The sequence below is a fragment of the Clostridium chromiireducens genome, assembly GCF_003575225.1.
GTDB classification, from domain to species: Bacteria; Bacillota; Clostridia; order Clostridiales; family Clostridiaceae; genus Clostridium; species Clostridium chromiireducens.
The window spans coordinates 71138-85250 of record NZ_QXDJ01000005.1; the positions used below are offsets into that span (position 1 = coordinate 71138).

Here is a 14113-nt window from a genome sequence, read left to right on the forward strand (position 1 = left end):
TAGGCTCTTATCTTTTTGTTGTAAAATATGCTTTTATGGTAAAATATATCCATAAGGAAAGTTTATGTATTGTTAGGTGGATTTAAAATGAATATGAATTTTTTAAAAGGTAATAAAATATCAAAAAAAATGTCAGGGTTAACTGAAATACAAAAATTAATTAGCCAAAAATCATTTGAGCTAAAAGAAACATTAGAATCAGTAGTAGAAGATCCTAGTATTAGTTCTAATACTAAAGCCAACATAATTGTAAATGCTACAGCTTTAATATGTGGAATAGTTGCAGTTCAACCTATACCATTTGCGGATTTATTTATATTAAGTCCTATTCAAGTTGTAATGGTCACATATTTGAGTAAAGTATTAGGGCTAAAGACAAATGATGCAACAGTGCAAGAAATTTTAGCTTATCTTGTAGGAACATTAGGTTTTGGAGTTTTATCTCAACAAGTTATATTAGGGCTTTATAAGACTATAATTCCATTTGCAGGTGCAATTACTACAGTACCACTTGTATATATGTCTACATTTGGACTTGGGATGGCTTGCAAAACTTTAATAAATGCTAAGAAGAATAATATTACACTTTCTAAAGAAGAATTGAAACGAATAAGACAGAAAGAAATAGAAAATATAAAAAAAGAAGAAAGAGATTGGTCAATAGAATCATTAAAGAAACAATTTGAAGCTTTTGACAGGCAAGAATATAAAATATATAAAGGTAAATTACAGAACTATGATAAGTGTATAGATTCAAGTAATAATTTTACTATAGATGATATTTATAATAAAAAGGAAGAGCTTGAAAAGAGGCTTTCTAGATATGAAAATATACTGACTGAAAGCAAAGTTATATATACTTTATGTTTTATGAAGACATATGAGATTATAAAGATTGAAAATATTATAGGTCAACTAGATAGAAATGAGTTGAGATTAGAACTTAAAGAGCAAAAAGCTACATACAAATTACAAGGTTTAGCTGATATATATATAAGATATGAAAATCAAAAATATGTAATTGAAGATGTACAAGCTTATGAAAGCAAAATAAATAATATGATTGGAATAATAGGTACTAAAGATGAAATGTGCCATCTAGCTAATAAGGAAATACGTGAAGAATTTATAAAGTCTTTTGATAGAGCTAAAATTAGTTTATGCATAGCTAGTCCGTGGTTAAATAATTATGTAGTAAATCAAGAACTGATAATAAAGATAGAAAATGCACTTAAAAGAGGAGTCAATATAAAAATTCGATATGGAATTGAAGATAGCAGCTATAGTTCACAAAAAAATAATAGAAGTTTAAATAGTGATAGAATTGCAAATAACTTAATTAATAAGTTTGAAAAATATGGTCAAAGATTCAAAATGAAAAAAGTGAATTCTCATTATAAGGTAATGATTTGTGATGAATTATATTATATAGAAGGAAGCTATAATTTTTTATCATTTGCTGGAGAATATGATGAGAACAGTAATGACCATAGAGATGAAGGTGCTACCTATTCAACTAATAGAAAGATGCTACTATATTTACGTGAAAAATATTTTGATTTTTAGGGTGTAATTGTTAATAAATGTATCTGAAGATGATTATACAGTTTTGTCTGGTAATACATATGACTAGAGATTAGGTGGAATTTGAATGGAATATACACATCACAGAGACAGGTTATGTTGCACATAAGGTTCAAAGAGTAAAGGAAAGACAAAGTACCTTTGGCCCAAGCTTTGTAATTTGTTCATAAGGCCTTCATTTATGATGGAGCTTGAGGGAAATAATGAATTAATAAGTAAATTAATATTATTAAATAGACCATAGAATAATGAAATTAGGGGAGGGGTATTAATGAGTAGCGCGGCACTAATGCTAAAAGATTTATTAGCATTTGAGGACTTGAGTAATATAAAAATTAAATTTAATCAGTATAATGGAGAAAGTTATCCAATAGAAGACTATATGAAAAATCCTGATGTGGTTAATAATGGATGGCTTTTTTGGAGAACAGAAAAACGATATTTTAATGTAAACGAGATTGCTATTTGTTTACTTGAAATAAGTAAAGACATATGGCTTCTAACAACAATTAAACGTGTAACGAAAGAATTTAATGTAAAAAATGATGTGAATTATGAAGGTGAAGAATTAGAAAAATATAAACCTTTTTATGGTAGAGTGGTTATAAAGTTTCATAAGGATTTTCAAACACAAGTTAGATATGCTGAAGGTATTATTGATCAGCTTGAAGTTCTGCAAATACTACCAACAGTGTTTGATGGTGATGACTTTCCAGGATATGAAAAGGTACGTTTATCTTTTGAACAGCTTGAAACAATCATTTCACGAAATAAGAAGGATTGGATAGCTGCCTTAGAAAACCAAAAGGCTGTTTATTTAATCAGGGACACAAATAACGGAAAATTATATGTAGGATCAGCTACAGGTGAAAATGGAATGCTGCTGCAAAGATGGAAAAGCTATATCAGCAATGGACATGGAGGTAATAAAGAGCTTCTGGACATTGTAAACACACAGGGCTTTGATTACATAAAGAAATATTTTCAATATTCAATTCTAGAAAATTATAATTCAAGAGTTGATAAACAAATTATTTTAAGTAGAGAAACCTGGTGGAAAGAAACACTTGGGACAAGAGTTCCTTTTGGATATAATTGCAACTAGTTTTAAGGATATATAAAAACATAATTTAAAAATATTAGATTTTATTAAGAGTTTATGTAATATAAGCTCTTATTTTTATGGTAGAATATATCTATATTGTATTTTGTTAGGTGGAATTAAAATGAATGGAATTTATACAACAGATAAATCTTTAATATCTCCAAAAGAAATAGGTGATGTGCCTTATAGCAGTGAAGTTGATTATAGGACATTTTCAAGAGTATTAAATGATACGGTTGCAAGCTATAAGCTGTATTGGCTTTTAGCTTTGCTAGATGAGATTTCTGAAGGAAAAAGTGAAATTGAATTTAAAAGATTAATATGCAAAATGGTTGTTAAAGCATGGTATCCAATTTTAAAATGTAAGCTTAACTTTGGTTTGTTTGATAATCTAGGCAAGGTAGTTCACTATATTTCTGATACTTATAACTTAGGAAGCAACTATAATGATCGTGAATTATTTGATTTTATATATTCCTCAGAAGATAAAGTATTAAACAAAATGCTAAAAGAATTAACCTTTAAAGTTCCATATAGATTTTTAGCTCCATTTTTTAAAAACAAGAAAAAAGAAGATAAAAATATTGAAAAGCAAATTGAAGAATTCTCAAGACTTGATAATGAATGTATCTATGAAATATATAAAAATGACAAAAATGAAAATTGTATAAGAGTAAGAGAAAAATGGTGTAGTTATTTGTACAATAACTACATGATACTTAAAGGCTGGACATATTATAATCTGGTATGCTTTTTGCAAAAACGTAATCCCAATGTACCAGGAATAGCAATGAAATTAGAAGCACCTAAAAATAGAGATTCTTTAAGAGAGCAAACAAAAATATGGGAAAATGTCATAGAAAGAAAGCATATAAAAGATCTATATACAGGCTTAGATTTTACAAAAGAAAATTACGATGAACATGGAGTATTAAGTATAGACCATTTCGTTCCTTGGAGCTTTGTTCTTCATAATCAAATCTGGAATCTCATACCAACCTTTAAAAATATCAATAGCAAGAAAAGTGATAATTTGCTTCCTTTTGATTTATATATAGACAAGTTCTGTAAAATGCAGTACGAAGCCTTCGATTATGTAGTTAATGAAAATAGAAAGAATCAGATTGATGAATATAGGGAAGTTTTAAAAATACAAAATGCTAAGAAGTTCATTAAAGAAAATAGAGAAGAAGAATTTATGAGAAAACTTAAGCAGGAGATTGGGCCGGTTTATGGGATGGCGGTTAATCAGGGGTTTGGAGTATTTTATTTAAAAATTTAATCAACAATTAATGTAAGAATTAAATAATAACACATTAAAAGAAAAGTAGAGAATGAAAATATTAATATATAAAGTTAAGGTGAAATAAATGGATATGAATTTTTTATTTACTCATAGTGATAAGGCAATGCATTTGCTAAGAAAGCTGATGATGTCACTTACTCCTTACTACAAAAAAGAAGCTAATATATCAGAATACAATCAATTTGTCAGTATTCAGTTATTTACCAACCTTTATGCGACTAGCGAGAGCATTCTTTTCCTTGTACGAGAATATAGGGTGTTTGATGCGGATATATTACTTAGGTCGGTAATTGAAGGATCTGTAAAATATATATATTTAATGAATGGAGATCTTGAAACAGATAGTGAAATAATTAAAGAATATTATGATTTAATACCCGAAATGCAAAAGCTAAGTGAACATAGAAAAGCGGTAGAAGCTCTAGAGTTATTCAAATTATATTCTGTTCAAAAGCATCCTTTTGAAACTAGTATATTGACTGAAGAAGAAATTAATTTATTACAAGAAAAGTACCCTAATAAGATTAGAAAAAGCCTTGAGCAGAAGTGGGGATTTGGAACGCTTCTTAAAGAAATTGTAAAGTATGATAAAAAATATGAATCGTTATTTGGTTTATATTATGCATATAGCTTATCAAGTCATTTTATGCATCAAGATGGTGAAGGTATTAAAATGATATATGAAGGAATGAGAGAAAATGCTATTAAAAGTAATTATGAATTAGATAAAGGTCATGCTGTTCGAATTATTTCAAATGTATTAAGTCTTTCCGTAATTAGGGCTTCTGAATATTTATCAAAATATAATATTAATGATGTTAAGTATATTGAAAAAATTAAAGATATACTAGAATTTATTGATGAATTAGAGGATGTAAATCACGAATTAGTTGATAAGGAATTTTAAATTATATTTAATAGAAGTTGGTGATATAATTTAACTAAAAAATATATTTTATAGTTAAATTATATGATAAGTATTCGGAGTGATTATTAAGAATAGTTCATAGTGGTGAATTATTAATATATATAATTATAATAAATATATTGATAAGCGTGGGCAACTAAGAGTTAGATTTTTGTTAGCATGTTAAAAGTTTGAGAATGTTATGAGAAGTTTTAAAGATTAAAAATACAAAAGGATTATAAAAAATGAGAGGAGAATAATTTATTAACAGTTTTAATAAGAAAGCTAAATAGGTTTAAGAAAGGCGATTAGTCAGTTTTTATGTGATATATAGATAAAGATAGTAGTATAAAAAGGAGTATTGTAATGGAAACTAAAGGAGATGAAAAAATAAAAAAATATGAATCCATACCAAGTGCGAAAATGTTATTAGCGTCACTAAGATCTGTTGGTTATACAGATGAAACAGCAATTGCCGATATTATTGATAATAGTATTGCAGCTAATGCGAATAAAATATGCATATGGTTTGATTGGGATAGAAAGCAAATTTTAATTGCTGATGATGGAGATGGCATGTCATCAGAAGAATTAATAAAAGCAATGCAAATTGGATCATCTGATCCAAATGAAACTAGAAATATTAATGATTTAGGCAGATTTGGGATGGGAATGAAAACTGCATCATTTTCATTAGGAAAAAGACTTTTGGTTATATCCAAGAATGATGGAAATTATTGTAATGCAGTATGGGATTTAAATTATATTGAGCATAATGATAAATGGAATATTCTAATAAAAGACGAAACGGAAATTGAAGAAATTTTAAATTACAAAAAAGAAAAAATACAATTTCAATCATGGGACTGTGGAACAATAATAATTATACGAGACCTAGATAGAATGATAGATTTCGATAATTTAGAAAAATCAAAAGGAAAGTTTTATCAAATGATATCTAAAGTTAAAAAGCATATTTCTATGATTTTTCATCGATTTATAGAAGAAGATAACTTAGAAATTTATGTTAATGGTAATTTAATAAATGCCTGGAATCCTTTTATAATAGATAATGTTGCAACTCAAGAGTTATCAATGGAAATATATGAAGATGAAAAAAATACAGTTACAATTCAACCATATGTATTACCGCATAAAACTAAATTTGAAGATGAAAATACCTTTAATAGAGCAGGAGGAATTAAAGGATGGCTCAATCATCAGGGATTTTATGTATACCGTAATAGAAGACTATTAGTATATGGAACTTGGTTTGGAAAACTGAAAAAAGAACCGGCATATAATTTAGCAAGAATTAAGTTAGACATGCTATCGGAAAGTGATTTTAATTGGAATATAGATATAAAGAAATCAAAAGCAGTTCCGCCGGTTGTGATAGAAGAACTTGTTATGCAGGTAGCATTATTAACGACTCAAAGTTCAGCCAAAGTATATAACTCTAGAGGTACATATAATAAATCAGCTAACATAAGCAATGGAAATTTAAAATATATATGGGAACAACGCTTGAATTCTTTAGGTCAATATATGTTCTACTTAAATAAAAAAAATCCGTTGCTCTTGAATATACTACAACAACTAGATGATGATAAAGCACAACAATTAAAAACTTATTTGAGTCTTGTAGAAAATTACTCGCCAGCCATGATGTGTGGGATAGTTGATATGAATAACAAATCTACTCAAAAAATAGATGACGAAATAAAATACAAAGATATCATCCGTATAGAAGAGAAAATCAAGATCTTAAAGAAATTAAGTTACGAAAAAGAAGAAATTTATGATGTGATTAATGAAATGCCTGAATACTCGTATTTATTATCTTCAGATTTGAAAAAAATTATTGATGGGGGAAATAGAGAATGAACAATAATGAACAAGAGCTAGAGATATATGAAATTGCATATATGTTATGTGATAAAAAAGTACAAGCTGGTGATTTATCCGATATTGATAATGTAATTTTAAAGTCTATTGAGGAAACGATTAATAAATTTAAAGATGAAGTAAATAGTATTGAAGGATTGAGAGAATACCTAAATAGGAGAATTAGTCAAGAAAGGGAAGAAGAAAAACCGATAATTCTTCTGGGAGAAGAAGCTGAAAATGAAGAATGGTGGAAAGAGTATAGAATTGAAAATAAAAATAATCTAAAGTTTTGGAATAGGTATTACAAATACTTATATGATAAAAAAGGTTGGGAAAGAAGTGCAATAAAAAAAAGCATAGATAATACTACTGATATTTTACTTAATGCTATATCTAATCCGAATTTAGGAGTGGCAATGGAACGAAGGGCTATGGTGGTTGGATATGTACAATCAGGAAAAACTGCAAATTATATTGGACTTATTAATAAAGCTTTAGATGCAGGATATAAGTATATTATAGTTCTGGCTGGAATTCACAATAATTTGAGGAGTCAAACCCAATCTAGAATTGATGAAGAAGTGCTGGGTTATGAAACTGACTCGAAGGCTAGGCAGCTTCAAAGAGAGCGAGCTGAGAAAAATAAAATAGGAGTTGGTAATATTGCAAATGCAAATTATGTACAAACTTTGACTTTTAGAGATGAGAAAGGTGATTTTTCTAAGGCTCGTTCTAAAATAACAACTACACCGGATATTCCAACAATAATTGTAACGAAGAAAACTAAATCGACATTAGAAAATTTGATAGAAAATATTGAAAGTAATAGTCAAATTTCAAAGGATGAAGAAACAAATAAATTTTATATGGCATCTAAATATCCACTATTGCTAATTGATGATGAGGCAGATCAGGCTTCAGTTAATACAAAATATGCATATGATGATCAGGGAAATATTAAAGATGAGTATGATGCGACTACTATTAACATATTAGTCAGAAAATTATTAGATCATTTTAAATGTAGATCATATGTTGGATATACTGCTACACCTTATGCTAATATATTTATCCCTAATGATATTGGAAATTTAACACCTAAGAGTAGTATTGGTGAGTTAGGAAATGATTTATTTCCTGCAGATTGTATTATAAGTTTACCTAAACCTCATAGATATATAGGGGCAAATGAATATTTTGGTAGCAATACTAACGAAGTTGATGATGAGGGTAATGGGGAAATTGATACAATGCCATTGACACGAAAAATATTGGAAGAAAATTTTGTAGATGTGAAAAATAAAAAAGTTGGAGAGTTACCAAAAAGTTTAAAGAAAGCAATACTAACTTTTATTATGGCTATTGCTACAAGAAATTGTAGAGGAGAAAAATGCAAACCTAATACAATGTTAATTCATGTGGCAAGAATTAAAAATATGCATTCTTCTATAGAACGAAAAGTTAAAGAATATTATGACATATTACAAAGTATGATAATTGACGGAGATACTAAAATTTTATTTGAGTTGAAACAATTATGGGAAAGTGATTTTGTACCTACTACTCAAAAAATGATGCAGGATTTTGAAAAATATATGAATGGCGTAGAACTAATAGAGTATAAGTCAGTTATTAATGAGATTAAGAGGCTTATGAATGAAGAATTGATAAAAATCCATATGATAAATGGAGATAGCAAGGATACTTTATGTTATAAAGAAAATGAAGGCAAAGAATACAATGTAATAGCAATTGGTGGAGATAAATTTTCAAGAGGTTTAACTCTTGAAGGTCTATCTGTAAGCTATTTCACAAGAGAATCGAAATATTATGATTCTCTTATGCAAATGGGTAGATGGTTTGGATTTAGACATAAATATGCGGATTTATGCAGAATATTTATAACAGATACGGTATATAATTGGTTTGCACGAGTAGCGTTCGCAACAGATAATTTACGAGGACAAATTTCGTATATGTGTGATGTGAATGCAAAACCAAAAGATTTCGGTTTGAGAGTTGCAACGCATCCAATTTTAATGATATCAAATCCTAATAAAGTTAAATCAGGTTTTGAGCAGAAATTGGATTTTGGAAATACATTAACAATAACAAGAGATATTGATGTTGATATTAAGCAGTATCAAGATAACTTTGATGCAATAGAAAGATTGTTATTAAGAGCAGGGAACAAGGTAGATTCTAATGAACACTTTGAGAAACTTGGTAGAAATGGAACTGATAATAGTCACTATTTTTGGGAAAACGTTCCGGGGAGATTAGTGGTAGACTTTTTTGAAGAATATAAAACATCAAAATATGCTAATAAGGTTAATGGGCATAATATTTCAGAATATATTAAAGAACAAATGAAGGATAACTATTTGATAAATTGGACCATATGTATGATTAATAGCGGTGAAAGAAAGAATGGATTTAGAATAGCAGGGGTTGATGTAAATGGAGGAATAACTAGAAGAAAAGAAGGAATAAATTTAGATGAAGAAAGAATGTATTGTTCTGTTCAAATGTTAAAATCAAAAGGCCATGAATATTTTGACTTTGATAAGGATAAATATAAAAAGGCATTGGACATGGAGAAGCAGGATGAAAAAGGAAATGAAAAGTATAAATCTTCGTATATTAGAGCTGAATTGCGTAAAGATAAAGAGAATGCATTATTATTAATTTATCCAATTGATCATAAGAAAAAAGAATCCTCTACAAGTCTTTTTAATATAGAAGGGACGGAACATAAGAATCCATTTGGGTTAGCTGTAGTATTTCCTCCTGGAAATGGAAAGTCAATATCATATGTACTTAACTCGATAGCAGCAAAAGGGGAGGAAGAAGATGTACTTGAATAATATTTTTTTAGACATTCTAGCAGATTTTAAAAAAGAGCAATATAAACTAAAGAGAATACTATCTAGAAAATTTTCATTTAAAAATGGGTGTTCAATAATAATTAGTTTACAGAACGATATGAATAAACGAGAAATATCATTTTTGTTAGGAAATAATTATGATATGGATTTATTAAAAACATTGCCCAAATGGAAAGGTATGGAGCAACGAATTTCTATAATAAATGATGAATCAGGAAGCAATGAATATATTATTTTTTCCCAGTTAGAAGGATATGAAGCAAAAATATATGAGGCAGTTATGCAAGATATCATAAACAATATGGAAAAAATATCATCAGTCAACGATTTGGGCAAGCTATTAAATTTAATCTTATCAAAATGGAAAAATTTTTTTAAAAATGAAAATTCACTTGTTATGCAAGAAATAGAACAACAAGGACTATATGCAGAATTACTAATGCTAGAGAAATTAATAAAGATTAGGGGTTCAAGAATGGTGTATTGCTGGAGTGGGTGTGAAGGAGAAACACATGACTTTTACATCGATAAAAATACGGTAGAAGTAAAAAGCTCCAGCAGAAAAGAACAGAATATGATAAAAATAAGTAGTGAATATCAACTAGATAATGTAGGGTTATCAGGAAATCTATATTTATCATTTTTTAAGTTAAGGAAGAGTGCTGTGGATGGAGAAAAGTTATCTGATATAGTAGAAAGAATTCAAAATCTTTTAGATGATGTGACAGTTAGCGAATTTAATGATAAACTATTTAAATATGGGTATTTAGTACAATGTAAAGAACTTTACAATTATAAATTTACTCTATTAGAAGATAGTTATTATAATGTGCTGGATGGATTTCCCAGAATAGTAGCTAGTAATATTCCAAAAGGAGTAAGTGGAATTAGCTATACAATATCTTTAGATGCATGCGATAGATTTCAGATTACAGCTGAATCATTTTATAATGAGGTGATAATCTAATGATTACAGAAGAAATGAAGGAATTTAATAATGAATTACTTGATGAAATAAAAGAATATAAAAAAAATAATCAACCTTGTGGCAGCGAAGATGCTTTTACTAATATTTTTTCAACATATGTAATTGAAGCAGGAGAATCACTTTTAGCCAATTGTGAAATTTTAAGTTATAAGAAAGAGGCAGAGAAAGCTAAAGTAAATGGTTACGTATATAATGAGTATTTTCAGACATTAACGCTTATTATTAGTGTATTTAATAATAGAGTTGAAGTTGATAAGATTGGAAAGGGTGAGATAGATAAGACTGTAAAACAAGCAACCAAATTCTTTAGATTATGTAAATCGGAATATTATGAGAACATCGAAGAATCAAGTCAAGGATACGTTATTTATGAATTTATTAAGGCTATAATTAATAATATTGAGAATTTAAATATCATTTTATTAACAAACAAAGAAGCAAAAAATTATATTCCAAATGATATCAAAATTGATAACATAACGGTTAAGTTTGATGTATGGGATTTAGAAAGAGTTTGTCAATATGTGTATCAAAAAAAAGTACAGGCAGACTTGGTAATAAGATTTAAAAATAAATATAATTATCCATTGAAATTGATAAAAGTCAAACCGGATTTAGATACTTATGATTGCTATATAGGAATCATATCGGGTGAATGTCTTGCAAATATCTATAAGGATGAAGGACAACGTCTTATAGAAAAAAATGTAAGGTCTTTTCTACAAGCAACTGGAAAGATAAATAAAGGATTAAAGTCAACATTATTAAATGAACCAGAAATGTTTATGGCATATAATAATGGAATTTCTACAATTGCAGAGGATATAATTATAGATGAAGAGAAGAGTAATGACGGAACTATAATAGTAAGGGAAATTTTAAATTGGCAAATAGTAAATGGAGGACAAACAACGGCTTCAATTTATAATGCTTTACAGTCTAAAGTGCCATTAAGTAAAGTAAATGTTCAAATGAAACTTACAGTAATTCGTAAAAAAGAAAAATTAGAAGAGATGGTAAGCAATATTTCAAAATATGCTAATAGTCAAAATAAGATAAACATGTCTGATTTTAGTGCAAATGATTCTTATCATATTGAAATGGAACGTTTATCAAGAAAAATTTATGTACCTTCAAAACAAGGAAAATCAACCTTGAGATGGTATTATGAACGAGCTAGAGGGCAGTATATGGTTGATTTGAATAGACAACCTACACCTGCTACTAAGAGAAAATTTAAAGAAATAAATCCTAAAAATATGTGTATATCAAAAACTGTTGCTGCTAAGTGTATAATGGCGTGGTTGAAGTATCCATATATTGTTAGTAAGGGGTTAGAAACTAATTTTATTGAGTTTTCCGAAATGATCAAAAAAGGTGAAATTGAGAGCCCTAATGAAGAGACATATATTGATATGATTTCAAAAGTTATATTGTTTATAGAATGTGATAAAATTGTTGCTACTCAAAATTTTGGAGGATATAAAGCTCAAGTTAATTATTATACAATTTCTCTGTTGGCTGAATATCATAATGATAAAGTTGGCAATAAATACATATGGGAGAATCAAAGTATTTCACCTGAATTGGCTTTACTTATCGAGGATTTAGTATTTAAAGTATGGAATCATTTTATGAATCCTGAAGTTAAAGGGATAAATATAACACAGTGGTGTAAAAACAAAGAGTGCTGGAATTTGTTAAAGAATAGATATAAAAATAACTTAATATAATTTACAACTGAGGGAGGACTTTATGTATAAAATAATAGATTTGTTTGCAGGGGCCGGCGGACTGAGTCTGGGATTTGAAATGACAGGTAAGTTTGAAATAAAAGCTTTTGTTGAAAATAATGATAATGCAGCTAAAACTTATCAGTATAATAATAAGCATGTTAATAGATATAAAGATATAAAAGATGTGGATTTTAAAGAGATTCTAGAAAATGTAGGAGAAGTAGATGTTGTTATTGGAGGTCCACCATGTCAAGGGTTTTCAAATGCTAATAGGCAGAAGAGAAAGATTATTAATGGAAACAATGAATTAGTGAAAAGATATGTTGGAGCAATTAAGGAATTACAGCCTAAAATATTTGTAATGGAAAATGTCAAAACAATCGCGTCTGATAAGCATTCTTTTTACTTGACTGTAGAAGATGAAAGTTACATTAAAGACGAATTGAAATTAAAAATTAATAAAAAGGATAATATTCTTTATGATAAAAATGATCTTGTTAATGAAATTTATGATTTGCTATATCACGATTTTTACAATCTTATGTTATCTGAAAAGGAGTATTTTTGCTTAAGAACACTACTTAAAAGAAAGAAAAATTTTGATGAATATTTATCAAAGCAAATTAATATAAAACCTTTAAAAACAATAATTGATAAGATGAAAAATATAGTATATGATTTTGAATGGTATGAAAAGTTAAAAAAAGCCATAGTGCATTTACTTGAAAATCTACTATTAACCAATAAATTAAATGAAGATGAATTAATTAAATTAGGGTTGTTTTGTGATATTCAAGGTGTTTTCAAAGGTGTTAGAGAACTTAATGATGGGCATGTGATTAATGAAATACTACTTGAAGATAATCAGATAATATCTAGGATGGATACATATTATGTTATAGATTATATTAAGCAATCGTTTCTTTACTTAGGTTATTCTTTCAAGGATGGAATTGTTAATGCGGCTGCATTTGGAGTTCCTCAATCACGTGAGAGATTTATACTAATAGGAATGAAAGAAGAACTTATAATAGATAAAGATATAGAATTACCTGAATCTATTTTTAAAAAAGAGGAATATGTTAATGTTAAACAAGCAATATATGATTTGAAAAATTACGAACCATCAGTTAGCGACATGAGTTATGAAATTAAGAGAAAAGATTTCAAGATAAAATCTTCATATTTTAATGATTTAATTATAAAAAGAGGGAAGATACTTAATCACGCATGTACAAATACAGGCGACCTCGCTAAAGAAAGATTTAAGCATATTGCCCAAGGAAGTAATTTCCATTCACTTCCAGATGATTTAAAAGGCACATATGAAAATCCAGAAAGAACTCAGAATACAATATATAAGAGGCTTGTATATAATCAACCTTCAGACACAGTTGTTAATGTACGTAAATCAATGTGGATACATCCTGAATTAGATAGGGCTATTAGTGCTCGGGAAGCGGCTAGATTGCAGAGCTTTCCAGATGATTATAAATTTATTGGGACTAAAGATTCGGTGTATCAGCAAATTGGTAATGCAGTTCCGCCATTGTTAGGACGAGCTATTGCTGAAAAAGTTTTGGAATTATTAGGGGATTTAGAATTTGAAAAATTAAAAGATATTAAAGATAAGTTTAAATTATAAAAGCTATATTTGTATTTGTTAATAAGAAATTGGATAAGAATTAATTTTTGTATAAGGGTCTAAC

At 28.2% G+C, this 14113-nt stretch carries 9 protein-coding genes; all 9 read left to right on the forward strand.

The genetic code is table 11. The annotated features are described in order from the left end of the window. The first annotated feature begins 87 nt into the window (after nucleotides 1-87). Nucleotides 88-1566, forward strand: a complete 1479-nt coding sequence (locus D2A34_RS19105) for a DUF697 domain-containing protein (protein ID WP_119367639.1) — start codon at nucleotides 88-90, stop codon at nucleotides 1564-1566. A gap of 289 nt (nucleotides 1567-1855) precedes the next feature. Beyond that, nucleotides 1856-2689: a GIY-YIG nuclease family protein gene (locus tag D2A34_RS27320; RefSeq protein ID WP_119367640.1), complete on the forward strand. Its 834-nt coding sequence runs from the start codon at nucleotides 1856-1858 to the stop codon at nucleotides 2687-2689. A gap of 121 nt (nucleotides 2690-2810) precedes the next feature. Further along, nucleotides 2811-3971 (forward strand): HNH endonuclease domain-containing protein, encoded by a 1161-nt coding sequence (locus D2A34_RS19115; protein ID WP_119367641.1) that lies wholly within the window; start codon nucleotides 2811-2813, stop codon nucleotides 3969-3971. Between the two features lie 88 nt (nucleotides 3972-4059). Further along, nucleotides 4060-4902: a DUF5677 domain-containing protein gene (locus D2A34_RS19120; protein ID WP_119367642.1), complete on the forward strand. Its 843-nt coding sequence runs from the start codon at nucleotides 4060-4062 to the stop codon at nucleotides 4900-4902. Between the two features lie 366 nt (nucleotides 4903-5268). Beyond that, nucleotides 5269-6789 carry an ATP-binding protein gene (locus tag D2A34_RS19125; RefSeq protein ID WP_119367643.1) on the forward strand — a complete coding sequence of 507 codons (1521 nt, stop codon included), beginning with the start codon at nucleotides 5269-5271 and terminating at the stop codon, nucleotides 6787-6789. Beyond that, nucleotides 6786-9659: a Z1 domain-containing protein gene (locus tag D2A34_RS19130; RefSeq protein ID WP_119367644.1), complete on the forward strand. Its 2874-nt coding sequence runs from the start codon at nucleotides 6786-6788 to the stop codon at nucleotides 9657-9659. Before D2A34_RS19125 ends, D2A34_RS19130 begins: the two co-directional genes overlap by 4 nt. Beyond that, entirely contained in the window at nucleotides 9646-10647 is a 1002-nt protein-coding gene (locus tag D2A34_RS19135; RefSeq protein ID WP_119367645.1) for a PD-(D/E)XK motif protein, read from the forward strand. The genes D2A34_RS19130 and D2A34_RS19135 overlap by 14 nt, the downstream gene beginning before the upstream one ends. Next, nucleotides 10647-12401, forward strand: a complete 1755-nt coding sequence (locus D2A34_RS19140; protein WP_119367646.1) for an AIPR family protein — start codon at nucleotides 10647-10649, stop codon at nucleotides 12399-12401. Before D2A34_RS19135 ends, D2A34_RS19140 begins: the two co-directional genes overlap by 1 nt. Nucleotides 12402-12423: 22 nt before the next feature. After that, on the forward strand, nucleotides 12424-14049 hold the full coding sequence (locus D2A34_RS19145; RefSeq protein WP_119367647.1) for a DNA cytosine methyltransferase: 1626 nt from the start codon (nucleotides 12424-12426) through the stop codon (nucleotides 14047-14049). The last annotated feature ends 64 nt before the right edge of the window (nucleotides 14050-14113 follow it).

Excerpts from the sequence above, each read along its gene's own strand:
- D2A34_RS27320 (WP_119367640.1), top strand. The coding sequence starts at position 1,856 with ATGAGTAGCGCGGCACTAATGCTAAAAGATTTATTAGCATTTGAGGAC.
- D2A34_RS19135 (WP_119367645.1), top strand. The coding sequence starts at position 9,646 with ATGTACTTGAATAATATTTTTTTAGACATTCTAGCAGATTTTAAAAAA.
- D2A34_RS19105 (WP_119367639.1), top strand. The coding sequence starts at position 88 with ATGAATATGAATTTTTTAAAAGGTAATAAAATATCAAAAAAAATGTCA.
- D2A34_RS19120 (WP_119367642.1), top strand. The coding sequence starts at position 4,060 with ATGGATATGAATTTTTTATTTACTCATAGTGATAAGGCAATGCATTTG.
- D2A34_RS19140 (WP_119367646.1), top strand. The coding sequence starts at position 10,647 with ATGATTACAGAAGAAATGAAGGAATTTAATAATGAATTACTTGATGAA.
- D2A34_RS19130 (WP_119367644.1), top strand. The coding sequence starts at position 6,786 with ATGAACAATAATGAACAAGAGCTAGAGATATATGAAATTGCATATATG.
- D2A34_RS19125 (WP_119367643.1), top strand. The coding sequence starts at position 5,269 with ATGGAAACTAAAGGAGATGAAAAAATAAAAAAATATGAATCCATACCA.
- D2A34_RS19115 (WP_119367641.1), top strand. The coding sequence starts at position 2,811 with ATGAATGGAATTTATACAACAGATAAATCTTTAATATCTCCAAAAGAA.
- D2A34_RS19145 (WP_119367647.1), top strand. The coding sequence starts at position 12,424 with ATGTATAAAATAATAGATTTGTTTGCAGGGGCCGGCGGACTGAGTCTG.